The 22716-nt window shown below is 70.3% G+C and carries 20 protein-coding genes; 8 read left to right on the top strand and 12 right to left on the bottom strand.

Annotated features, from left to right (window positions below; translation table 11 throughout):
• The first annotated feature begins 229 nt into the window (after positions 1-229).
• Positions 230-1267 (top strand): LacI family DNA-binding transcriptional regulator, encoded by a 1038-nt coding sequence (locus ACZ619_RS44790; RefSeq protein WP_469611743.1) that lies wholly within the window; start codon positions 230-232, stop codon positions 1265-1267.
• Here ACZ619_RS44790 and ACZ619_RS44785 read toward each other — a convergent pair.
• Both ACZ619_RS44785 and ACZ619_RS44780 read right to left on the bottom strand, forming a co-directional pair.
• On the bottom strand, positions 1264-2265 hold the full coding sequence (locus tag ACZ619_RS44785; RefSeq protein WP_469611742.1) for a LacI family DNA-binding transcriptional regulator: 1002 nt from the start codon (positions 2263-2265) through the stop codon (positions 1264-1266). The genes ACZ619_RS44790 and ACZ619_RS44785 overlap by 4 nt on opposite strands.
• Positions 2266-2352: 87 nt before the next feature.
• Positions 2353-4950, bottom strand: coding sequence for an alpha-L-rhamnosidase (locus ACZ619_RS44780; protein ID WP_469611741.1), 2598 nt, complete (start codon positions 4948-4950; stop codon positions 2353-2355).
• Positions 4951-5384: 434 nt separating this feature from the next.
• Between ACZ619_RS44780 and ACZ619_RS44775 the strand changes: the two genes are divergently transcribed.
• From ACZ619_RS44775 to ACZ619_RS44765, 3 genes are all read left to right on the top strand, one after another.
• Positions 5385-6344 carry a carbohydrate ABC transporter permease gene (locus ACZ619_RS44775; protein ID WP_469611740.1) on the top strand — a complete coding sequence of 320 codons (960 nt, stop codon included), beginning with the start codon at positions 5385-5387 and terminating at the stop codon, positions 6342-6344.
• Positions 6341-7162, top strand: coding sequence for a carbohydrate ABC transporter permease (locus ACZ619_RS44770; protein ID WP_469611739.1), 822 nt, complete (start codon positions 6341-6343; stop codon positions 7160-7162). Before ACZ619_RS44775 ends, ACZ619_RS44770 begins: the two co-directional genes overlap by 4 nt.
• A 123-nt stretch (positions 7163-7285) precedes the next feature.
• Positions 7286-8548 carry an ABC transporter substrate-binding protein gene (locus tag ACZ619_RS44765; protein WP_469611738.1) on the top strand — a complete coding sequence of 421 codons (1263 nt, stop codon included), beginning with the start codon at positions 7286-7288 and terminating at the stop codon, positions 8546-8548.
• Positions 8549-8753: 205 nt separating this feature from the next.
• On the opposite strand, the gene ACZ619_RS44760 is transcribed toward ACZ619_RS44765, so the two are convergent.
• On the bottom strand, positions 8754-8957 hold the full coding sequence (locus ACZ619_RS44760) for a DUF4177 domain-containing protein (protein ID WP_469611737.1): 204 nt from the start codon (positions 8955-8957) through the stop codon (positions 8754-8756).
• Between the two features lie 440 nt (positions 8958-9397).
• Here ACZ619_RS44760 and ACZ619_RS44755 point away from each other — a divergent pair, with 440 nt between their 5' ends.
• Entirely contained in the window at positions 9398-9586 is a 189-nt protein-coding gene (locus tag ACZ619_RS44755; RefSeq protein ID WP_469611736.1) for a hypothetical protein, read from the top strand.
• Positions 9587-9906: 320 nt separating this feature from the next.
• Here the strand turns inward: ACZ619_RS44755 and ACZ619_RS44750 are convergent, their stop codons facing one another.
• From ACZ619_RS44750 to ACZ619_RS44720, 7 genes are all read right to left on the bottom strand, one after another.
• Positions 9907-10197, bottom strand: a complete 291-nt coding sequence (locus ACZ619_RS44750) for a hypothetical protein (protein WP_469611735.1) — start codon at positions 10195-10197, stop codon at positions 9907-9909.
• A 776-nt stretch (positions 10198-10973) separates the two neighbouring features.
• A complete protein-coding gene (locus tag ACZ619_RS44745; protein WP_469611734.1) occupies positions 10974-11984 on the bottom strand; it encodes a carbohydrate kinase family protein in 1011 nt (336 codons plus the stop codon).
• A 159-nt stretch (positions 11985-12143) separates the two neighbouring features.
• Complete coding sequence (metK, locus tag ACZ619_RS44740) at positions 12144-13361, bottom strand: methionine adenosyltransferase (RefSeq protein WP_469611733.1); 1218 nt, start codon at positions 13359-13361, stop codon at positions 12144-12146.
• 75 nt (positions 13362-13436) lie between these two features.
• On the bottom strand, positions 13437-14084 hold the full coding sequence (locus tag ACZ619_RS44735) for a class I SAM-dependent DNA methyltransferase (protein ID WP_469611732.1): 648 nt from the start codon (positions 14082-14084) through the stop codon (positions 13437-13439).
• 56 nt (positions 14085-14140) lie between these two features.
• Entirely contained in the window at positions 14141-15139 is a 999-nt protein-coding gene (locus ACZ619_RS44730; protein ID WP_469611731.1) for a DMT family transporter, read from the bottom strand.
• Positions 15139-16128: a PLP-dependent cysteine synthase family protein gene (locus ACZ619_RS44725; protein ID WP_469611730.1), complete on the bottom strand. Its 990-nt coding sequence runs from the start codon at positions 16126-16128 to the stop codon at positions 15139-15141. Before ACZ619_RS44725 ends, ACZ619_RS44730 begins: the two co-directional genes overlap by 1 nt.
• Positions 16129-16168: 40 nt before the next feature.
• The gene (locus ACZ619_RS44720) at positions 16169-17155 is read right to left on the bottom strand and encodes a class I SAM-dependent methyltransferase (RefSeq protein WP_469611729.1); all 987 of its coding nucleotides are present in this window, start codon (positions 17153-17155) and stop codon (positions 16169-16171) included.
• Between the two features lie 462 nt (positions 17156-17617).
• On the opposite strand from ACZ619_RS44720, the gene ACZ619_RS44715 reads away from it, so the two are divergent.
• Complete coding sequence (locus ACZ619_RS44715; RefSeq protein WP_469611728.1) at positions 17618-18286, top strand: class II aldolase/adducin family protein; 669 nt, start codon at positions 17618-17620, stop codon at positions 18284-18286.
• Between the two features lie 941 nt (positions 18287-19227).
• Positions 19228-20649 carry a helix-turn-helix domain-containing protein gene (locus ACZ619_RS44710; RefSeq protein WP_469611727.1) on the top strand — a complete coding sequence of 474 codons (1422 nt, stop codon included), beginning with the start codon at positions 19228-19230 and terminating at the stop codon, positions 20647-20649.
• A gap of 64 nt (positions 20650-20713) precedes the next feature.
• Here ACZ619_RS44710 and ACZ619_RS44705 read toward each other — a convergent pair whose 3' ends face one another.
• On the bottom strand, positions 20714-21331 hold the full coding sequence (locus ACZ619_RS44705) for a TetR/AcrR family transcriptional regulator (protein ID WP_469611726.1): 618 nt from the start codon (positions 21329-21331) through the stop codon (positions 20714-20716).
• A 280-nt stretch (positions 21332-21611) separates the two neighbouring features.
• Between ACZ619_RS44705 and ACZ619_RS44700 the strand changes: the two genes are divergently transcribed.
• Complete coding sequence (locus ACZ619_RS44700) at positions 21612-22304, top strand: haloacid dehalogenase type II (protein ID WP_469611725.1); 693 nt, start codon at positions 21612-21614, stop codon at positions 22302-22304.
• Between the two features lie 58 nt (positions 22305-22362).
• Here the strand turns inward: ACZ619_RS44700 and ACZ619_RS44695 are convergent.
• The coding region (locus ACZ619_RS44695) for a tetratricopeptide repeat protein (RefSeq protein WP_469611724.1) at positions 22363-22716 on the bottom strand (354 nt) is incomplete at its 5' end.

Genomic DNA, 22716 nt, shown 5'->3' with positions numbered 1-22716 from the left:
CGCAGCCCCGCAGCCCCGCAGCCCCGCAGCCCCGCAGCCCCGCAGCCCCGCAGCCCCGCAGCCCCGCAGCCCCGCAGCCCCGCAGCCCCGCAGCCCCGCAGCCTCCCCGACCCGGTCGCCCCCCGGACTGTGAGACGCTTCTGCGGCCGACCGGTCGGTGCCCGGTGCGCGCACGCGGCCGGGTGGGACGCGGCGGCGCAGCCGGACGGATGATCGCGGGGGAGAGCACGTGTCGCAGGACGGCGGTCGGCGCAGGCCCGTCACGATCCAGGACGTGGCGCACGCGGCCGGGGTCTCACGGGCCGCCGTCTCCAAGGTGATCCGTGACGCGTCCGGGGTCAGCCCCGCCATGCGCGAACGGGTCAACGCCGCGATCGAGGAACTCGGCTACCGGCCCAGCGTGGCGGCGCGGGCCCTGCGCGGGGCGAGCTACACCATCGGTCTGGAGGTGCCGCACCTGGGCAACCGGTTCCTCGACCAGATCGCCCACGGTGCGCTGGAAGCGCTGGACGGCACCCGCTACCAGCTCGTCGTCGCACCCGCGGACGGCAGTGGCGGATACGGCGCGATCGAGGCGCTGGCGGACCGGCAGGTCGACGGGATCGTGGTGGTCTCACCGCGGGTGGACGCCTCCTGGCTGGAGCGTCTGGCGACGACGGTCCCCGTGGTCATGCTCGGACGGCACGACCGCTCCACGCGGTACGACACCGTCGTGGGCGACGATGTCGAGGGCGCCAGGCAGGTGATGGAGCACCTTCTCGGGCTCGGGCACCGCCGGATCGTGCACCTGACCGAGGACGCCCCGGTGACCGCGCCCGGCAGCGGCACACCGCACGCGCTGCGGCTGCATGCCTACGAGCAGGGTATGGCCGCCGCGGGCCTCGCGGAGGGCGTCCGGGTGGTGCGCACGGGCCAGACCGAACAGAGCGCCCGGACGACGGTGCGCGCCCTGCTGGACACGCGGCCCTGGCCCACAGCGGTGTTCGCCGGCCACGACCAGCTCGCCGTCGGCGCCCTGGCCGCGATGGTGGAACGCGGTGCGAGCGGTGAGATCTCGCTGGTCGGCTACGACAACACCGACCTGGCCGCCCACCCCGCGATCTCCTTGACCTCGGTGGACCAGAGCGGTCCGGAGATGGGCCGGCAGGCGATCGGCATGCTGCTGGAGCGCATCGCCGGCCGGACCGAGCCCCGGCACCACATCGTCACGCCCTCGCTCGTCGTCCGCCGCTCCAGCAGGCCGCCTGCCGAAGGGGAGCCCGGCTAGGACGAGTTCCGCTCGACCAGGCGCGGCGGGAAGACGAGCCGGCGGTGGGCGTGGGACGGACGGTCCTCGTCGAGCAGGAGCTGTGCGGCGGCCTTGCCGAGGTCGTATCCGCCGACGTGGACAGAGGTGAGCGGTACGCCCGCGGTCGCGGCGGAGTGGATGTCGTCGTAGCCCACGATCGCGAGGTCGTCGGGGATACGCAGCTTTGCCCGGAACGCGGTCTGCATGACGCCCAGGGCGAGCAGGTCGTTGGCGCAGAAGGCGGCCGTGGGCCGCTCGCCGGCGGTCAGCAGCTGCTCTCCGGCCCGTCGTCCCTGGTCGACGGTGAACGCGCCGGTCTCGACGATCTGGAGCATGTCGGCGGGACGGCCCGCCCGCTCCAGCGCCTGGCGGCTGCCCGCGAGGCGGTCCTTGGACTGCCGCATGTCCATCGGTCCGGTGACGAAGGCGATGCGCTGGTGCCCGCGGGCCAGGAGGTGGGTGATCGCGGCGTCCGCACCGGCCACGTCGTCCACGGCGACGGAGCACACGTCCGGATAGGTGTCGGCGTTGTCGAGCAGGACGACGCGCAGGCCGCGTGCGCGCAGGTCCTCCAGCCAGCCGCGGGTGACGTGGGTGGGGGTGATGAGCACGCCCGCGGCGTTCTGCTGGGCGAGTATCCGGAGGTAGCGCTCCTCCTTGGCGGGCAGCACGTCACTGTTGCAGAGCATCACCGTGCGGCCCTCGGCGTGCAGGAGGTCCTCGGCGCCGCGGGCGACATCGGTGAGGAACGGGTTGCGTACGTCGAAGACGACCAGCCCGACGACGCTGCCGCGGCTGCCCGACAGCTGCCGGGCAGCCAGGTTGGGGACGTAGCCTAGCACGTCGATGGCGTCCTCGACCCGTGCGCGGGTGGCGCGTGCCACCCTGTCGGGCCGGTTGAGCACGTTGGAGACGGTGGCGATCGAGACCCCGGCGCGCTGCGCGACGTCTTTGATCCCGACGGTGTTCATCTCCATGTGCCCTTCGTACGGTCGCCTCGCGGCAGTCGATTGTAACGCTTCAATGCAGGGCGAATCGTATCCGGCCCCGTTCCCGGTGGCCGCTCACCCCGGCCAGGGCAGGTCGAAGCGGTGGCTCCCGCTGCCGACCCGGGTCGACAGGCCCGGCAGGTCGATGTCGGCGGTGGTGTTGGGCGGCACCGTCGCCTTCAGGGTCAGGATGTCACCGGCCAGCCGCCATGCGACCTCGGCCGGTCCGTACGGTGTCAGCAGCCGGGCGCCGGCCCGGGTCAGGCCGCCTCCGGGGCGCGGGGCGATCCTCAGTCGGCGGTAGCCGGGGGCGGCGGGTGCCAGGCCGGCGACGACGCGGTGCAGGAAGTCCGCGACGGCGCCCAGGGCATAGTGGTTGAAGGAGGTCATCTCACCGGGGTTGACGCTGCCGTCGGGCAGCATGCTGTCCCAGCGTTCCCAGATCGTCGTCGCGCCCATGGTGACCGGGTAGAGCCACGAGGGGCGTTCGCGCTGCAGGAGCAGCCGGTAGGCGGCGTCGTGGTGGCCGGTGTCGCCCAGGGCGTCGCAGACCTCCGGGGTGCCGGCGAAGCCGGTGGCGATGCGGTGGCCGTCCTTGGCGGCGAGTTCCGCCAGCCGTTCCCCCGCCCGTTCCCGGCTCCCGTCGTCCGGCAGCAGACCGAACCGCAGGGCCAGGGCGTAGGCGGTCTGGGTGGCGGAGGTCATGCGTCCGTCGGCGTCGACGAAGGTGTGCAGGAAGGCCTGCCCGGCCTGTTCCGCGAGTGTCCGGTAGCGCTGTCGGTCCTCGCTCTCGCCGAGTTCCGCGGCGATGAGGGCGAGGGTCCGCGCGGAGTGCACGAGGTACGCCTGGGCCACCAGGTAGGGGTCGGTGCGCGCCTGCCACGGGTCCTCGGGGGGCGCGGCCGGGTCGAGCCAGTCGCCCAGTTGCCTGCCGTGCCGCCACACCCCGTCCTCGCCGCGCTGGGAGTCCATCAGGTCGACCCAGGCGCGGGCACTGGCGTACTGGGCGCGCAGTACGCCGCGGTCGCCGAAGCGCTGGAACAGGGTCCACGGGACCAGCACCGCGGCGTCGCCCCACAGCGCGGCGGCCCAGGCGGGTGTCCACTCGGGCAGGGGGATCGCGGGGACGATGAAGGGGACCGTGCCGTCGTCGTACTGGTCGTGGGCCAGGTCGGCCAGCCAGGAGGTGAGCATGCCCGCGCAGTCGTAGAGGAAGGAGGCGGTGGGGGCGAAGACCTGGATGTCGCCGGTCCAGCCGAGCCGTTCGTCACGCTGCGGGCAGTCGGTGGGGACGTCGACGAAGTTGCCGCGCATGCTCCAGCGGATGTTGTCGTGGAGCCGGTTGAGCAGTTCGTCGGAGGAGGAGAACCAGCCGGTGCGGCGCATGTCGGTGTGCAGCACCTGGGCGGTGACGTCGAGGGGCGCCCGGTCCTCGGGCCAGCCTGTGACCTCCACGTAGCGGAAGCCGTGGATGGTGAAACGGGGTTCCCATTCCTCCTCGCCGCCGCCCTTGAGGACGTAGGTGTCGGTGGAGGTCGCGTGGCGCAGGGGGCGGGTGTACAGCTCGCCGTCCTGGAGGACCTCGGCGTGGCGCAGGGTGATGGTCGTGCCTGCTTCGCCGTGGACGCGGATGCGGACGCGGCCGGCCAGGTTCTGCCCGAAGTCCAGGATCCTGCGACCGCCGGGCGAGGTCAGGACGGCGGTGGGCGCGCGGCTCTCGACCCGGCGGACCGCAGGCCCGGTCGGGGCGCACAGCGTGCCGGCGTCGAAGTCGAGGGGCCGGGCCGTTTTCCAGTGCGGGGCATCGAAGTCCGGGCGGGACCATCCGGTGGGTTCGGCCCGCGCGTCGTAGCGCTCACCCTCGTACAGGCCGGCGAAGGTGATCGGCCCGTAGGCGTAGCGCCACTGCTCGTCGGTGCCGACCACCACCCGGCTGCCGTCCGCGCAGTCGACCTCCAGCTGGGCCAGCAGTCCGGTGTCGCGCCCGTAGAGGTTGGTGCGGCCGCCGTGGATGCCGAACCTGCCGCTGAACCATCCCTCGCCCAGCCAGGCGCCCAGGGCGTTGCGGCCGGGGGAGAGCAGGGCGGTGACGTCGTGCGTCGCGTAGCGCAGCCGGTGGTGGTAGCTGCTCCAGCCCGGGGCGAGGACCTCCTCGCCGACGCGTACTCCGTTGATCTCGGCTTCGTAGAGGCCGTGTGCGGTGATGTAGAGACGCGCGCGCACGGCTGGGGCGGGCAGCTCGAAGGCGGTGCGCAGCAGGGCGGGTCTGGTGAGTTCGGGAACGGCCGGCGTGATCATGGAGGCGGTGAAGTCGTCGGGGCGGAGCAGCCCGGCCTCCACCGTGAGGGCCGGGCTCCACCGCGAGCGGGTGCCGTCCCGGCCCCAGACGCGCACCCGCGCTGTGCGGCGCTCCCGGGAGGTGAGTGCGGGCACGTCCTTCGGCCACGCGACGAGGACGGACTCCGCGCTCTCCGTTCGCCCGGTGCTCCAGGACGGTCCGGTCTCCGGCGATATCTCGAGTTCGTAGGCCTGCTGGAGCCAGCCGTCGGGCGCCGACGCGACCACCCAGGAGAGCCGTGGTCGGGCTGTGCCGATACCGAGGCCGCCGCCGAGGTGTTCGGCGGTCGGCATGGCCACCACCGGGGAGGCGGCAGCCGGCGGGGAATCGGGCATGGGGCGGCTCCTGTTCTGCTCTGGCCGGGAGGCGGCCGTCCTCGCGCGGGGCGAGGCCTCCCATGGGGGAAAATCAGCCGGCTAAAAAAGTGTGAAACGCTTCAAGCTTGGGATCGCCCATACCGTAAGGACGTGTTCGCGGCTCCGTCAAGCGTGCCCCGGCCGGACGACCGCTCCCCGTCGTCCCCCTTGGCCGCTGTCTGCGACGGCGCTGAACTGCGCAAAGCTGCTCGTCCGGATGATCGTGCGGAAGGGCGTGCGGAGCACCGGCCGCTGGACGGGGGGAAGGCACCTGGAGGGGGAATCGTGGAATCGCCCTTGACAGCTCCATGAGGTGAATCTAACTTCTGGCCATGATTTGAAGCGTTTCAGCTTCAGGTGACACCCATCGTGGCGGCTGAACGGCGCGCTGCGCGACTCGATGGAGAGCCGACATGGCCACAGTGGCGACCAGCCCGTTCCGTAAGCCCCGGGAGGGTCCTCCCGGCGGGAAGTCCTCACAGGGCGGCGGGGACCGGCGCATCGCGCGCCATCGCGCCCCATGGTGGTTCGTACTGCCCGCCCTGGCCTTCTTCTCCTTCGTGGTCCTGGTCCCCAGCGTGCAGGGCGGTTGGTTCGCCTTCACCGACTGGGACGGCATCAGTCCCGTCAGGCACTTCGTGGGCCTGGGCCAGTTCCGCACCCTGTGGCACGATCCGACGGCCAGGGACGCCGTCGGCACCACTTTGACGGCCGCGGTGAGCATCACCGTCGTGCAGAACCTGATCGGCCTGCTGCTGGCCCTCGGCGTCAACGCGCACATCAAGTCCCGCAACGTCCTGCGCGTGTTCTTCTTCGCGCCGGCGGTCATCACCCCCGTGGTGACCGCGTACCTGTGGAAGTACCTCTACGCTCCCGAGGGCGCGATCAACGCCCTGCTGAAGGCGGTGGGACTCAAGGCCCTCGGCCAGGACTGGCTCGGCGACCCCGACCTCGCACTGTGGTCGGTCATCGCCGTGATCGTCTGGCAGTTCTCCGGCTACTCGATGGTCATCTTCCTCGCCGGACTCCAGTCGATCCCCCAGGAGATCCACGAGGCCGCGGCGATGGACGGCGCGGGCCCCGTCCGCCGGTTCTGGTCGGTCATCCGCCCCATGCTGGCCCCGGCCGTCACGATCAACCTGATGCTGTCGGTCATCGGCGGCCTGAAACTCTTCGACCAGGTCTGGGTCATGACCCAGGGCGGCCCAGGGGGAGCCACGGACACGCTGTCCACGGTCATCTACAAGCAGGCATTCCAGTTCAACAAGTACGGCTACAGCATCGCCATGGGCCTGGTGCTGACCCTCTTCGTGATCATCGTCAGCGGTGTGCAGTACGGCTACCTCAGCCGCCAGGAGAAGAAGAACTCATGAACCGATACACATGGCGTACCGGGCTTCTCGAAGCGGTCATGATCGTCGTCGCCCTGGTCTTCGCCTTCCCCCTGTACGTACTGATATCCATCGCCCTGCGGAAGGAGGGCGACCACTCGTCGCCGATCGCCCTGCCGGCCGACGCCACCGCGGCCAACTTCGGCGACGCGTGGCACAGGGCCGGACTGGGCGCGGCCATCGGCAACAGCCTCCTCGTCACCGCGGGCAGCGTCGCCCTGATCGTCGTCATGGCCGCCGCGGCCGCCTACCCGCTGGCCCGCTCCACGCGGTTCTGGTCGCGAGGGGCGTTCGCCGTCTTCATGCTGGGCCTGCTGCTGCCCTTCCAACTCGCCCTGATCCCGCTCTACCAGACCATGCGCGACCTGGGACTGCTGGGCAACCCACTGGCCCTGATCATCTTCTACACCGGCCTCCAACTGCCGTTCTCCATCTTCATGTACACCGGGTTCCTGCGATCCCTGGACCCCGGCTACGAGGAAGCGGCCCTCATGGACGGCTGCGGTCCGGTGCGCGCCTTCGCCGGCGTCGTGTTCCCCCTGATGCGGCCCGTCACCGGCACCGTGATCATCCTCAACGTCATCTTCGTCTGGAACGACTTCCTCACCCCCCTGCTGTACCTCAGCGGATCGGGACGCCAGACCATTCCCGTCGCGCTCTTCGGCTTCGTGGGCCAGTACGTCTCCCAGTGGCCCATGGTCTTCGCCGGGCTGATCATCGGCATCCTGCCGGTCCTGATCGCCTACTTCGTGATGCAGAAGCGCATCATCCAGGGCTTCGCCGGCGGCCTGAAGGGCTGAGCCCGCCCCCGCCCGCCTTTCCCGAGCCCGTCCACGCCTTCGTCCGAGCCGCCCCCTCGGTGCCCCCTGCCCGGCATCGGCCGAGCGGCACCGCATCTATCCCCCGAGCATCCTGGAGCCGTCATGAGAGCAACCCGTACGCTCGCCGCATCGCTCGCCACGCTCAGCCTCGCGGCGTTCACCGCCGCGTGCAGCTCCGACGCCGCCGGCGGCAGCGGCGACACCCTCCGGGTCGCCGCCAACTCCACCGACCGCGTCCCCATGGACGCCGTCGTCGCCGCCTTCCGCAAGGCCAACCCCGACATCAAGGTCGAGGTCACCTACGCCGACACGGACCAGCTCCAGTCCACCCTGCGCACCCAACTGTCCTCCGGCACGGCGCCGGACGTCTTCACGGTCTGGCCCGGCAACGGCAACCCCGCCGCCGTACAGATCCTCCAGAAGGCCGGCTACCTCGCCGACCTGAGCGGCTACGCGTTCACCTCCAAGATCGCCGACGGCGACAAGAGCGTCACCCAGGTCGGCGGCAAGACCTACATCGTCCCCGTCACCTTCAACGGGATCGGCGCCATCTACAGCAAGAAGTCCCTGGAGGAGATCGGCGGCACCGAGCCCAAGACGCTGAACGACGTCCTCGGCCTGTGCAAGAAGGCCAAGGCCAAGGGCAAGGTCCTGCTCGCCCTCGGCAACCAGACCCCCTGGGTGACCCAGCTCGTCGACTACGCCCTCGCCGCGACGACCGTCTACACCGAGAACCCCGACTTCGACGCGGAGCTCAGCGCGGGCAAGGCCACCTTCGCCGGCTCGGAATGGAAGCAGACACTCCAGACGTACCTGGACCTGAACAAGGCGGGCTGCTTCAGCAAGAACCCCAACGGCACCAGCTACGAGACATCCATCAGCGACGTCGCCCAGGGCAGGGCCGTCGGCCTGGTCCAGGTCACCACCAGCATCCCGCAGGTGCAGAAGGAGGCCGGCGCGGAGACCGAACTCGGCATGTTCGCCCTGCCGGCGACGAACGACGCGGCCGACACCCGCATCCCCGCCGCAGTCTCCGCCGCCTACGGTCTCAACGCGGCCGCCGAGCACGCGGCCGAGGGCAAGAAGTTCATCGACTTCCTGGCCTCGCGGCAGGGCCAGACGATCTACGCCGAGAAGGGCAGCACACTGCCGGCCCTGCCCAACGACACCTTCGAGGCCGACCCCGCGCTCGATGTCCTCATCAGCATGCAGCAGGACGGCAGGACCGTGCCGTTCATGGACCAGCGGTGGCCCAACGCCGAGGTCCAGCAGGCCCACTTCACCGCCGTGCAGAAGCTGTTCTCCGGCGACCAGAGCGTCGACCAGGCACTGAAGAGCATGGACGAAGCCGTCAAGAACGGCTGAGCCCTCCGCCCTGCCCCGCGCGGGCACCACGGTGACGAAGACGGCCCGCACACCGCAGCGCACGGTGACAGACGCGGGCCGTTCTCGTCGTGCCCATCGGCTCGGGGACCGGATCACCGGGAACCCCTGAGGACCCCGCGTACCGCTCAGCTTCCACCGGGCCCGTGCGCCATCCCGGCACGCGCCGCGGCCGAGCGGCCGCACCTCACCGCGGGCGCGGCCGCTTGAAGGTGAACGTCAGGCTCTTCACCCACTGGCCGTCCCTGGTTCTTTCGTGCGGGGCGTGGCTCACCAGCTGCCAGCCCTCCGCGCTGTGCCGCGCGAGCAGCTCGTTGACCTCCGGCTCGGAGGTCTCGTCTATGAAGGGGGTTCCGTTGAAGCAGACGAACTTGTGGTCCCAGATCTCCATGCCGCCACTCTGCCCGAGCCGAAGCAGCGGCAACACGGGGCGGGCCGAGCAGGAGCGGCCCTTCGCGGGGCGCGGAGCGGGACGGGCCGCACGCCGAGCGGCGCCGGCCATGTCCGCGCGACGGCCATGACCACCGCGGCCGCCGTGCCCGTGGCCACCGTGCAGCAGGCCCGGACCGCCCTGGTGCGCATCCCACAGTGTCCTCGCCCCGGCGCAGCCGCGTCACGGTGGCGGGGAGGAGCCCGGTGGCTGCGGGCGGTGCCTGCACGACCGGCTGTGGGCGGCACGCCGAGATCCAGGGCCTGTGCAAGGGAACACGTCACCACCCCCGCACCCGCCGGCGATGTCACCCGAATGGCGCAACGTGGCGTGCCACCCACATGGGTGAAGATCAAACTGGCTAGTGCCCCAATCGAGGCAATCCGTGAAAGGGGAACCACATGCGCATTCGACGAATCCTCGCCGCCGTCATCGCCACGGCGGCCCTCGCCGGACTGGGCCTCTCAGGCGCCGTCACGGCCTCCGCCGCCAGCCTCACCCCCGGTGAGTGCCAGCAGGGCGGCGGAACGGTCAACTGGGCGAACAACACCTGCAAGGGTGGTATGTACGACGGGCAGATGGTCGACTAGACGCCACCAGGCGCCCCGCAACCATGGGCTGCGGGGCGCTGCCGGGCCCCGGGCGCGGGGACCGACCCGTCGGGCGGGCCGAGCCCGCTCCTCGGCCGTAGGCCCACCGCCGTCGGGACACCTCACCTCCCCGGCACGGCGCATCCCGCGGAGCCGTCACACCCCGACGTGACCCGCGCTGCTGGAGATCACCGGCTGGAACCGGATCTCCGCCCGCTTGACAGACTTCGTCGGCCGGGGGTGACTTCTCCTGTGCAGTGACACGACGCCCGCGGCGCGGGCCCGGCCCGGTGGCTCGGGTCCCCGCGGCCGTGCCGGGCTCAGCTGTCGACCTCGTACTGGCCGACGGTGCGGAAGTAGCGGAGGGCCTCCGGGCTGCTGTCGTCGAGGACCGCCTGGATCGCGTCGTACATGGCCTCGCTGATGTCCGGGTCCGTGAGCATGCTGATGATGTACACACGGTCGTCCTCGGCCTGCGCGAGCCGGTATCCGGTCCACCGGAAGTAGCTCAGGGCTTCGGCGGTACCGGCGTCGAGGGCGGCGTTGGCCTCCGCGATCACCCTCCTGTCCCCGTTCTGCGTGGCCAGATACAGGATGCGGGCCACGGCCACGGAGTCGTCACCCTTCAGATGACCGCCCTGGCCACGCTGCTCCAGCTCGGGCCCCGTCCTGCCGACGCATCGCCGGGCACTCCACCGGAGGGGATCCTCCTGCGGCACGAAAGGCGTTTTTGGAAGGACAGCGCTGAGACTCCCGCTTTCGAACTCGGCCTGTCCACCAGGCCCCTGGACGCCGCCGTCGCGGTGGCTACGTTGTGCGGAGCAGGGGCCGTGAACGAGGCCTGCAAGGTGATCGACGCGCTCCCTGCCGTACCCGGTCACAAGACCATGGACACGGTGGCCTGGCTCGCCGGCCTCTGCCCACCTGAACCCAGCCGGTACCGGGGGTCCCTCCAGCCTGACCGGATCGCCGAGTACCAGGCCTCGTCCGTGCTGACCGAGGGGGACGTTCCGCTCTCCGCCCTGTTCGACGGATCGGCACCGGCTGCGCTCAAAGGGCCGGCGCCGGTTCAGCAGGCCCAGATCACTGTTGTGCTGGCCCGGGCTGTCATCGCCCACTGCAACGCCGGGAAACCCACGAGCTTCGCGAAGCCCTGGGAGTCACCGGCGAGCTCGTGGAGTTCTACCGGGGAAGGGTTGGGGAACCGGTTGCGTCGATGCACTTGCACATAGCGCTGAAGCTGCAGACTCTCCTGCTCGGCAGGCTCGGCAGGCTCGGCAGGCTCGGCAGGCGGACCGAATTCGCGAGTGGCTCCGGGAGAATCCGCTTGACTCCTGATGCGGTCCGGTCACTTGCCCCGCGCACCGACATGACCTCCACATCGTTGCTACTGGAAGGTCTCCGGGCCTCGGACGGATTCCACGTGGGCCAGGCGTCGTTCGAGCGCGTGGGCGGCTTCGGTCCCGTAGGTGTGGTCGAAGCGGGCTACGAGGTCCGCCGGGAGGAGTTTGTACTCCTGGGTGCCGACGGACTCCAGTGCCGTGGTGGCCAGGGCGCAACCGAGCTGCGCGGCCTGTTCCTGCGGCCATCGCCACGCCGTGCCGGCCAGGAATCCGGCCCGGAACGCGTCCCCCGCTCCTGTGGGGTCGGCGATCTCGTTCGTGGGCACGGCCGGTATCCGCAGGGTCGGTGCGCCGGACCGGGCGAGTGTCACTCCGGCCTCGCCCAGCGTGGTGATCCAGATCCCGACGCGTTCCGACAGGTGCCGCCTCGTCCAGCCGGTGCGTTCGAGCAGCAGGGCGGCCTCGTACTCATTGGTGAACAGCCATTTCGCACCGTCGACGACCCGGCGGGCCTGATCGCGGTCGAGCCGGGCGAGCTGCTGGGAGGGGTCGGCGGCGAAGGGAACGCCGAGGCGGTGGGCTGTGGCCGTGTGGCGCACCATGGCCGCGGGGGCGTCGGCGCCGATCAGCACGAGCGCGGGTCTGCCGGTGCGTGCGGCGACGGCGGCCAGGTCGATGTGGGAAGCCTCGGTCATGGCGCCGGCGTAGAAGGTGGCGATCTGGTTCTGGTCCTGGTCGGTGGTGCACACGAAGCGCGCGGTGTGCAGTCGTTCGCTGACCCGGACCGCCGAGGTGTCGACGCCGTTCTCCCGGAGCCAGGCGTCGTACTCGGCGAAGTCGATGCCCGCCGCGGCGACCAGGACCGGACGGAGGCCGAGCACACCGAGTCCGAAGGCGATGTTGGCGGCGACGCCGCCCCTGCGCACCTCCAGCCGGTCGGTGAGGAACGACAGCGAGACCCGCTCCAGTTGCTCCTCGATCAGGTGCTCGGTGAATCGTCCGGGAAACACCATCAGGTGGTCGGTCGCGATCGACCCGGTCACGGCGATACGCATGGACGGCACTCCTTGGTCCTGGAACCGGGTGGGGAGATGGGCGCCGGTGGCGCGCGCCGTACGGGGAGGCGGTGCGCGGCCGGGGGATTCCGCGCACCACCGGCCGCCGCACCGCCGGCCGCCGGCTGCCGTGCCGGGGCCCCGCCCGGCGCCGTGCTGTCAGCTCTCCGCGACTGCCCTGCGCAGGGCGTCGGCGCGGTCGGTGCGCTCCCAGGTGAAGTCCGCCAGCTCCCGGCCGAAGTGGCCGTAGGCGGCGGTCTGGCCGTAGATCGGGCGCAGCAGGTCGAGATCCCGGATGATCGCGGCCGGACGCAGGTCGAAGACCTGGCTGATGGCCTGCTCGACCTTTTCCACGGCGACGGTGTTGGTGCCGAAGGTCTCGACGAACAGTCCCACCGGTTCGGCCCTGCCGATGGCGTACGCGACCTGGACTTCGCAGCGTTCGGCCAGTCCGGCCGCGACGATGTTCTTGGCGACCCAGCGCATCGCGTACGCCGCCGAGCGGTCCACCTTGGACGGGTCCTTGCCGGAGAAGGCCCCGCCGCCGTGCCGGGCGTATCCGCCGTACGTGTCGATGATGATCTTGCGGCCGGTGAGGCCGGCGTCCCCCATCGGGCCGCCGATCTCGAAACGGCCGGTGGGATTGACCAGCAGACGGTAGTCCTGGGTGTCCAACTTGATTCCGTCGACGGCCAGTTGAGCCAGCACATGGTCGACCACGTGCCGGCGTATGCCGGGCGTGAGCAGATGATCGAGGTCGATGTCGCTCGCGTGCTGCGAGGAGACGACGACGGTGTCCAGGCGGACGGGGCGGCTGCCCAGATACTCGACGGTGACCTGGGTCTTGCCGTCGGGACGCAGGTAGGGGAGGGTGCCGTCCTTGCGGACCTCCGTCAGGCGGCGCGAGAGACGGTGGGCGAGCTCGATCGGCAGCGGCATCAGGGTGGGCGTCTCGGTGGTCGCGTAGCCGAACATCAGGCCCTGGTCCCCTGCGCCCTGCCGGTCCAGCTCGTCGGCCGCAGCGCCGCCGCCGGCCCTGGACTCGTACGCCGTGTCGACGCCCCGGGCGATGTCCGGGGACTGCGCGCCGATGGACACCGACACCCCGCACGAGGCTCCGTCGAAACCCTTGGCGGAGCTGTCGTAGCCGATGTCGAGGATCTTCTCCCGTACGAGCGTGGCGATGTCGACGTGGGCGGAGGTCGACACCTCGCCCGCGATGTGCACCTGACCGGTGGTGACGAGGGTCTCGACCGCGACGCGGGAGGCCGGGTCCTTGCGCAGCAGTGCGTCGAGAACGGTGTCGCTGATCTGGTCGGCCATCTTGTCGGGATGTCCCTCGGTCACGGATTCCGAGGTGAACAGGCTGCGGGACATGACACTCCAGGACAGGGGTGGGTGGGTGTGCGGTACGTGTTCGGCCGTACCGGCGCGGCTGTGCAGCGCCCCTTGTCACCGAGCGGGTCCGGTCTTGCGGAAGACCCAGTAGTCGCCGCCCTCCTCCGCGATGTAGTGGGCGTTGTGGAGCTTGAACTCCAGCGAGACCAGGTCACCGACCTCATCCGACCGGATGAAGTCCTCGAAGCCGGTCACGGAGGTGTAGCTGCCGCGGCTGGACACCGCGATCAGTCCACCGGGCAGGGCGTACTCGATCAGCGTGAGCAGCGCTGTCGGGCGCACATGGCCCAGCGTGAACATGCCGCTGCTGATCACGATGTCGTACTGCTCCAGCCGCTCGTCGCGCCGGGCCACCGAGAGGTCCACGCCGCCGAAGACCTTCCGGTACGCGTTGGTCCTGCCGGCCTCGGCGGCCATGTTCTCCGACAGATCGGCTCCGTCGATCACGTAGTTGCCCAGGGGACTCAGGAGGGCACCGACGAGACCGGTGCCACAGCCGGCGTCGAAGACGGTCGTCTCCGGCTTCCCGTAGGCGGACGCGAGCAGGTGCACGAGGTTCGCGGCCACACGCGGCGACACCCACTTCTGGTCGGCCAGGTCCACGTCGTACCGCGACGCCCAGTCCTCGTAGTAGTTCTTCAGCCCGGGGGAGTTGTCGAAGAACACGTGGGACCGCTTGATGTTGGTGAAGGAACTGCTCATGGGATCTCCTCCTGTCGGATGGCATCAGTGATCTCGGCCGTTCTCGACCCGCCCGGCTACGTCACGACAGGCAGGTCCGTCGCGTTGGGACCCGTCGCGTCGCTGCCGTCGGTGTCACCGTCCTTGGACCGTGAGTTCTTCGCGTCGAACACCAGGTAGACGGCGATCCCGGAGAGCACGAGCAGGGCACCGCAGACCTCCGGCCAGGACGGTGTCCGCCGTTCGGCTGCCAGACTCATCAGAGCGCCGAAGATCGTCTCCGTCGCGAGCAGCGGCCCGAGCAGCGGAACGGGGATGCCCTGCGCCGCCTTCACCCAGATGTACGTCCCCCACCAGGATCCGATGACGCCGAGGAACACGCACCACGCGATGATCTTGAACAGGGGGTACGGGGCGAACGTCTCGCCGGGTGTGGTGGCGATGGCGAAGGGGAGCAGGACCATGGAAGCGCCGCCCGCGCCCATCGCCACCAGCGCCGCCCAGATGGCGGGGTCCGGTTTCGTCTCCCAGGTGCGCTGCGACTGGGCGTTGCGGATCACGAAGTAGGACCAGGTGAGCATGGCCAGCAGAGCCAGGCCGATGCCGAAGACCGAGTCGTTCGCGCCGCTCTCGCTCTTCCTGCGGATGAAGTCCGAGGCGCTGATGAGGGTCACGCCGGTGAGAATGAGGAGGGCGGGTGCCGTCAGTTCGCTCCACGACATGCGCTTCTCGGCGAAGTTCCCGGCCACGGCGATCGTGATCGGTGACGATCCCACGACCACGGCGGTGATGAAGCCGCTCCCCATGGTCGCGGAGTACGAGACGCAGATGTAGAAGCAGAAATACCCCACGAAGCCTATGTACAGCCCGAAGAGGATCCGTCGGACGGGCATCTGCCGCAGCTGGCTCCAGCCCCTGCACAGGACGTAGAGGCCGCACAGCCCGAACAGGGAGTACCGGCCTGTGACCAGCAGCAGTTCACTGGCGGGTTTGACGGCGGCGGGCGCGACGTAGGCGAAGGCCCAGAGCAGGGCGGCCATCAGCACGGCGGCCACGTTCTTGCGCGTGCTTCCCATCACAGGGCCGCTTCCCGTGCGCGCATCTGATCGGCCCCGAAGCCGTTCTGCGCCGGCCACGCCGGGTGGTAGATCTTCGAGATGTACTTGTTCCCGCTGTCCGGCAGGACGGTGACGATCGTGGCGGGCTCCGTCTGCGAGCGTGCCACCCGCACGGCACCCCGGACGTTCGCCCCCGAGGTGCCGCCGCACAGGAGGCCCTCCCGTCGCGCCAGGTGCCGGCACGTGGCGAAGGCGTCGGCGTCGGTGAACTGCACCACGTCGTCGATGACCGAGAAGTCCCTGCACGTCGCCAGGTGGTCTTCGCCGGCACCCTCGACGAAGTACGGCGCGATCTGCGCCGGGTCGACGATGCCCTCATGGAAGTAGCGGTGACAGATCGAACCGACCGGATCGAGCAGGACGGAGGTGACCGACGGGTTCCTCGGTTTCAGGAACCTCGACGTGCCGGTGATGGTTCCGCCGGTGCTTCTGGACGCCACGAACGCCGTCACCGACGGTCCGAGCACGTCCCAGATCTCGGGACCGGTCGTGCGGAAGTGCGCCTCCGCGTTGAAAGGGTTGTCGTACTGGTCGAGCATGAACGAGCCCGGCGTCTGTGCGTGGATACGCCGCGCGTGTGCCACGTAGTGCTTCGCCGAGTCGGGCGGAGCCGAGGCCGGGCAGACGACCACCTCCGCCCCCATCGCGCGCAACGCGTCCTGCTTCTCCTTGCTCACCTTGTCCGGCATGGTCAGGACGGCCCGGTAGCCGCGCTTCGCCGCGACCGCCGCGCCGGTGTTGCCCGAGGTGTTCTCCACGATGGTCGCCCCCGGTCCGAGCAGCCCGCGGTGCTCGGCGTCGTCCAGGATGTGCCTGACGATCCGGTCCTTGACGCTGCTGCCCGGATTCATGAACTCGGCCTTGGCGCATATCCGGACACCGGTCGGCACGTCGAAGGTGTCCAGCTCGACGAGGGGCGTCTTGCCGATGAACGGCAGAATGTTCATGCCGACTCCTTACAGAGTGCTGCGAGACCGCCGCGACGGCTCAGAGGGCGGAGCCGGGAATCTTGACGGAGTCGAGAATCGCGACCGTGTGCCCGACCTTCTCGCCCCTCTCCACCAGGGCCAGCGCGTCCACCGCCGATATCTCGAACGGGGCGAGCCTCTTCTCCAGTCGGAGTGCCTGCGCGCCGGCCGCCGCGGGCGACAGGCCCTCGAACGCGTCACGCAGTACGTTCACCGGGTAGAAGTGGAACGGTCCGAGCCCCTCGCGTTCCCACCGGGCGTAGCCGCCGACCACCTCGTGCGGCTCGGACTGCACCTTCCACGTGTAGGTCAGGAGGCTGCCGTTGTACCCGGAGGCCCCGGAGAGGGCCAGAATCTCGGACAAGGGCACCCGCGCACCGATCGACGACAGCACGCGACCGCCGATCCGAAGCAGCGGATGGGCCTGCTGGAGAGCCAGGTAGTGCAGCGTGACGAGGTTCTTCTCGGCGAAACCGGGAGTCTCCTCGCTGCGGTCCGTGATGAAGGTCGAACTCGTCTGGCCGTCGGCGAGGTCAGCGCTCTGCGCCATCGGGATGTTGGGGAGGTTCTCGTAGACGACGTCGACCTGCGACAGCCTGCCCACCACCGGGGCGAGGAGGTCTCCGGCACCCCCGATCAGCTCGACGTCCTCGTGGAGCAGGTTGCTCTGGATGTTCTCGCGCGCGTGGGCGAGGACGTCTTCGTGGAGGTCGGTGAACCCCACCGTGCGCGCGTGCAGGATCTCCACGGCCGCCAGGGCATCCAGTCCCGCGCCCGTTCCGATCGTGCAGAACGTCGGAGCGAGGACGCCCATGTGCGCGAGTGTCTTGAACGCCGGCACGGCGACGCTCGCGACCCAGTCGGCGCGCGGGTCGTCCGCCTTCGGGAGGTACGAATGATCCGACAGCCTGAGCCTGATGGACGACCTGATCCGTTTCGTTTCGCCGATCTGGAAGAACTTGCCCGGTAGCACTACCAGTTCGGCAGATTCGATGTGTGTAGCCATCTCAGCCTCTCCGTCGTGGTGACAGCGGCCTGCGCCGAAGGATCGAGCGCGCATGGCGTCGCGCTCCTCACAGGGCCGGCGCGTCGCCGCGGTGGACGTGATTTCACTATCGCCAGCGTGGGCAACGGCTGTACAGGAGTGCCCTGTTGCCTCTCGAAAAGCAACGGCAACGCTGTCAGGCGGGCGACGTGACGCGTCCCTCCTGTCGCGGCGTGAGGAGCGTGACCGCAGGGCACGTGCGCGTGGGTTCCGGCAGAAGGAGCCATTCCGGCCAGCCCGGTGACGCGTCGTTGACACTCGGAAGATCAACTCTCTAGCATGTAGCTATACCGGTGGGTATACCTACTCACTTCTCTCCTCAGAAGGAGACACGCGCGTGTTGCTCCATCTGTCAGGACGTCGGCCGGACGGCAGCCGACATGCAGGGACAGCCCCGGCGACCCGTGCGCGAGGAGGGCGTCCGTGAAACCCGTACACATCCGTGACGACGCCGAGCGGCAGCGTGCGCACCTCACGCGCGTGGGGCGATCCCTGCACCGGGGCGGCTGGCTGCCGGGGACCTTCGGCAGCATCTCGCTGCGGTCGGAGGAAGCCGTCATGATCACGGCCGACGGCCTGAACAAGGGCGTCATGACGTCCCGGGACACGGTGCTGGTCGATCCGTTCGAAGGGCTGCCGCTGGCGGGGGAGACCGAATGGCCCTCCGTCAGCACCCCGGTCCACCTCGCGATCCATCGCCGGCTGCCCGCCTGCGGGGCGGTCGTCCATGCCCACGCGCCCTGTTCCATCGCCCTGGCCGCGATGGCCCGCGGCGACGGGCGCACCCGTGTGGTCTTCCAGGACATGGAGATGGCGAAAGGGCTCGGCAGCCCCGATTCCCGCCTGGTCGTGCTCCCCATCGTCACCAACCGGCCCGACGTGTCCCACCTCGCCGACGACGTGGGCCGCGCCCTGGAGGCATCGGCCGACGACGTCCCACCGGCCCTGCTCGTCGAACGGAGCGGCATACTGACCTGGGGCCGCGACACCGACGACGTGCGCAACAGGCTGGAGTGTCTCGAGGAGCTCAGCCGCTTCCTTCTGCTGACGGGTGCCGGTGCCCCCGGTGCGGTCAAAGCGCACGCACGGTGACGTGCTTACAGATCGTGCCTGAGGGCGCTCCGGAGACGGTACGGACGCGGACCGGCGACATGGGCGGCATCCACGGGCGACCGCTCGGAATCGGCCCGCGCTTCGCGCCCCGGCACCCCGTCCGGCGGCTCGGCGCCGATGCCGACGACTCCACCGTCCCGCACGCCCGCCGGAGCCACATCCGGCATCCTCGCGCCGGGGGCCGTCCGGTCGTCGGCATCGCACGCGTGACCGACCCGCCTGAGCGTCCGGGCTGCCCCCGGCGGACACGTCCACCCCGGCAGAGCCACCGCACGGAACACTTCCAGGGCGGGGACGTGGCGCGCTTCGCCGCGGCTGGGGCGGGCGGCTTCCGCCTCCATGCCGCCGGGGCGGTGCACGTGATGCTCCGCACGGCGGATGACCTGCTGTCCGTGCCCGGCCCGACAGCGCACCGGTGCGACGCGCGGGTGTCCGCGGACCGCACCCTGATTCGCCTCTTCCCGGCAGACGGTGACCGCCCGGTCCGACACCTGCCCGACAGCGGCGCCGACCCCTTTCCAGGCCTCGACGAGCTGCGGGCGGCATCATGAGCGGCGCTGCCGCCCCGGACGGCAGGCACTCGTCCGCGCCGGATGCCCCGCCCGCACCGTTCGACGGAGCAACGGTCACGTCGCCGGACGGCGGACACCTCCGGCGCTACGGACCCGGCCCGGTGCGCCGAGCCCTTCGGGCAGAGCGATGTCCGGCCTGCCAGGACACCCCCGAAGCAGGCCCGCACCGTTCATGAGGCCCACGGCGTGCGGCTCGCCCATGGGGCCCCGCCCATCGCTCACACCCCGCCGCCGGGGCGGAGGCATGCCCGGCTCTCTGTCCCGGCACGCCCGGTGAGCGCCGTCGGCACGGCACCGCCGCTCTGTCCGGCACCACATGAATGATCCATGCAACAAAGGGGATTGGCAGTGGCAGGGGAAACAGCGCAGGAAGCGACAGCAACACCGCCGTCTTCCCGTACGGGAGCCGGCTACTCCACCGGCGTTCGCGCTCCCGAGGGGTTCGGGCAGTTGCTGCGCGCGCACCGGCAGCAGCAAGGGCTCTCGCTCTCGCAGTTCGCGGCCCGTGTGCATTTCAACCGGGGGCACATCAGCAGGATCGAGACAGGCAAGCGACTGCCCTCAGCCGGCTTCGCGCGGGCCTGCGACCGGGCGCTGGACGTCGGCAGGATCTTCACCACCATCGCCCTGGCCCTGGAGGCGGCCGGGGCCGCCCGTCAGCAGCCGGGCTGGATCCAGCCCGCGCAACTGCCGTCGGCCAAGCACCATTTCGTGGGACGCAGGAGCCACTTCGATCAGCTGGACACACTGCTGCAAAGGCACGAACGGTCCCTCGCGGTGCCCGTCGCGGTCATCAACGGGCCACCGGGAGTGGGAAAGACGGCCCTGGCCGTGCAGTGGGCTCACCAGGCGGTCAAGGACGGCCGGTTCACCGACGGACAGCTGTTCGTCGATCTGCAGGGACCCGAACCGGGCACGGCGGCAGCACCGTTCGACGTCCTGGCGGACCTGCTGCGTGCCGTGGGCGTGCCGGCCGAACGCATCCCGTCCCAACTGGACCAGAGGGCCGCAACCTTCCGGTCCTGCCTGCACGGCCGTGAGGTGCTCCTGGTCCTGGACAACGCCGCGGACGCCCAGCAGCTCACCCCCCTGTTACCCGGCTCACCGGGCTGTGCCGTCGTGGTGACCAGCCGGTCTCAGCTGCCCGGACTCATGTCCGTGATCGACGCCGTCACCCTGTCCCTGACCGAACTGTGCCGGCCCGAAGCCGCCCAGTTCATCCGGCTGGCCATCGGCAACGTACGCGCCGACGCCGACCCCGCCGCGGTGACCGCGCTGGCGGAACGCTGCGGACATCTCCCGCTGGCGCTGGTCCTGGCCGCCGAGCGCATCGTCAACCGCCAGCACCGTAGCGCCGAGACCCTTGCCGCCGAGCTCGAACAGGAATCGGCCCGGCTGAACCTGGCAGCGGGCGACGTCGTACTCCGTGACGCGTTCGACACCTCTTACGAGACGCTCGACGAGCAGACCGCCCGGATGTTCCGGCTCCTCGGGCGCCTCCCGCACCGGCTGATCGACGCCGCCACCACCGCGGCGACCGCGAGTGTCAGCCAGGGGGAGGCCGCACGGCGACTGCTCACTCTCGCCGGCGTGCACCTGATCCAGCGACAGGACGAGCGTCATTACCTCATGCACGACCTGCTGAGGGTGTACGCGGCCGACCTGGCCATGCGGCTGGACGGCGTACCCGAGGGCGCGAATCCCTCACATCCCGCAGCCGCCCCGGTGCCCGGACCCGAATCCCCCGCCCTGCCCACACTGGTGGCGTAACCCCTTTGCCGGCGGCCGTGTGACGTCGCTTCGGACGGAGCGCCTCACGGAGCGTCGTCGGACGTCACGTGGTGCGTGAGCGTTCGACGAGGACGCGGGCGACCTGCTCGGCGCGATCGACCGCCTGATCCACCGAGCCCATGGACTCGGCCACACAGGCTCCCTCGTGCAGGATCAGCACCTGGGCGGCCAGCCCGGCGGGGTCGTGCAGGCGGGCCTTCGCGGCAAGGTCCTCCAGGTAGGCGAGGAGCCATGCCTTCTGCTCGCGGGCGACCTCCCGGCCCGGGTGATCCGCCGGCAGTTCGACGGAGGCGTTGATGAAGGCGCAGCCCCGCCGGCCCCGTTCCCGCATCCAGTCGCGCAGCGCGCCGAACGTGGCCAGGATCTTCTCTTCCAGGGGTCCGTCGTGGCCGTCGACGTACTTCACCAGGGTGGAACGCCACAGGCCGTCGCGGGTCCGCAAGTAGGCGACGACGAGGTCTTCCTTCGAGCCGAAACGATCGTAGATGGTCTTCTTGGTGACGCCCGCCTCGTCGGCGATCGCCTCCACACCGACAGCGCGGATCCCCTGCTCGTAGAAGAGCCTGGAGGCGGTGTCCAGCACCTTCACGCCCGCCGGCGTCAGGTGCCGCATCCCCCGTTGCCTGCTCCTTCGGCCGATGGTCTCGCTGTTCGTCGCCACGGGCCAACGGTACACCCAACGGTATAGTTACAACAGTTCTGTCGGTTTCGACAGCAGTCGGAAATTCTGGTGAATCCGGATGCGCGGCATGCCTGTTCACAGGGCCCGTTCCCGGGATTCCGCGACCCGCGACATGCCACCGGTGGGCTAATCGGGACGCCGGACCGTCGGCCGGGGACACGCTGTGCCGGGTGAGGGCGGCTGTGCCAGGAGACCCGCGGACCGCACCGCACGAGGTCCCGGACCAGGCGCCGCCGGGACGCTGTGGCGAGGAGATCCGATGACCCAGGACCGCGACATCGACGTGGTCGTCTTCGACGTCCTCGGCACGATGGTCGACCAACCCGGCGGGCTGCGCGCAGCCATCCGTGCCGCCGCGCCAGGGGCCGACGAGACGTCCGTCGGCCGACTGCTCACCGAGTGGCAGGAGTACGTCGAGCACGCCCAGGACAGCGTGGGGAAGCGGCGGCGGCCGTACGCGAACTCCGATGTCATCGACCGCGAAGCGGCCCAGCGGGTAGCCGACCGCGCCGGGCTCACCGATCCGGCCGCCGTCGGACACCTGGCCGCCGTCGCGCGCCGCCTGCGGCCCTGGGGCGATTCCCGTGCGGGCCTGGCCCGCCTCGCCGAGCGCTTTCCCGTACTGGGGCTCACCCATGCCAGTCGGGCGACCCTGCTGCGCCTCAACGCGCATGCGGGCCTGCGCTGGCACCAGGCCCTGTCCGCCGAGGACGCCCGGGCCTACAAACCGGCACCGGAGGTCTACCGGCTCGCGCTCGATGCGGCGGGGTCCGCACCGGAGCGTGTGCTGATGGTCGCCGCCCATGCCTGGGACCTCCGTGGAGCGCAGGCCGTGGGCATGAAGACCGCCTATGTACAGCGACCGGTCGGAGACGTTCCGCAGGACACCGATACGTTCACCTGGCGGACCAGCGGCTTGGCCGAACTGGCAGCAGTCCTGACGCAGCGGTAGCCCCCTGGACACGGCACGGCACGGCACGGCCCGAGTCGCCGACCCTCGACCTCGGCCGTCACCGTGGGGTTCCGCGGTCATGGGCGGGAGGCGTCCGCCGCCGGGCGGGAGTGTCCGTCGGGTTCCGGTCGAGGTTGTGCACGAGTCCGGCGCGCAGCGGGGCTGTGCCCGGCAGGCCGGTCTCGTCGGTGATGGCCAGGGCACGGGTCCAGGCGTCGCGTGCGGCGTCGGGGAGCCCTGCGGCGTGGTGGGTGTCGCCGAGGCCGGTGAGGCTGGTCGCTTCGTGGTGGCGGTCGTCGCTCCTGTGGCAGAGGTCGTTGGGCCCTGACCCTGGAGTTTGGACACCGGAGAGACTTGGATCTTGATGGTCCAGGAGAACGGAGTCCCTGTGGGGATGAAGCATTACCCCGCC

Source organism: Streptomyces sp. NPDC104367 (assembly GCF_055583825.1).
Note: the sequence above shows the minus strand (reverse complement) of the source record. Positions and strands in the feature narration are given on the sequence as shown.

Bases quoted from the DNA above. Each gene is read 5' to 3' on its own strand.
- ACZ619_RS44785 (WP_469611742.1), bottom strand. From the start codon at position 2,265: ATGGAGATGAACACCGTCGGGATCAAAGACGTCGCGCAGCGCGCCGGG.
- ACZ619_RS44700 (WP_469611725.1), top strand. From the start codon at position 21,612: ATGACCCAGGACCGCGACATCGACGTGGTCGTCTTCGACGTCCTCGGC.
- ACZ619_RS44760 (WP_469611737.1), bottom strand. From the start codon at position 8,957: ATGGAGATCTGGGACCACAAGTTCGTCTGCTTCAACGGAACCCCCTTC.
- ACZ619_RS44775 (WP_469611740.1), top strand. From the start codon at position 5,385: ATGGCCACAGTGGCGACCAGCCCGTTCCGTAAGCCCCGGGAGGGTCCT.
- ACZ619_RS44745 (WP_469611734.1), bottom strand. From the start codon at position 11,984: ATGCGTATCGCCGTGACCGGGTCGATCGCGACCGACCACCTGATGGTG.
- ACZ619_RS44735 (WP_469611732.1), bottom strand. From the start codon at position 14,084: ATGAGCAGTTCCTTCACCAACATCAAGCGGTCCCACGTGTTCTTCGAC.
- ACZ619_RS44765 (WP_469611738.1), top strand. From the start codon at position 7,286: ATGAGAGCAACCCGTACGCTCGCCGCATCGCTCGCCACGCTCAGCCTC.
- ACZ619_RS44755 (WP_469611736.1), top strand. From the start codon at position 9,398: ATGCGCATTCGACGAATCCTCGCCGCCGTCATCGCCACGGCGGCCCTC.
- ACZ619_RS44725 (WP_469611730.1), bottom strand. From the start codon at position 16,128: ATGAACATTCTGCCGTTCATCGGCAAGACGCCCCTCGTCGAGCTGGAC.
- ACZ619_RS44730 (WP_469611731.1), bottom strand. From the start codon at position 15,139: ATGGGAAGCACGCGCAAGAACGTGGCCGCCGTGCTGATGGCCGCCCTG.
- ACZ619_RS44770 (WP_469611739.1), top strand. From the start codon at position 6,341: ATGAACCGATACACATGGCGTACCGGGCTTCTCGAAGCGGTCATGATC.
- ACZ619_RS44780 (WP_469611741.1), bottom strand. From the start codon at position 4,950: ATGCCCGATTCCCCGCCGGCTGCCGCCTCCCCGGTGGTGGCCATGCCG.
- metK (WP_469611733.1), bottom strand. From the start codon at position 13,361: ATGTCCCGCAGCCTGTTCACCTCGGAATCCGTGACCGAGGGACATCCC.
- ACZ619_RS44720 (WP_469611729.1), bottom strand. From the start codon at position 17,155: ATGGCTACACACATCGAATCTGCCGAACTGGTAGTGCTACCGGGCAAG.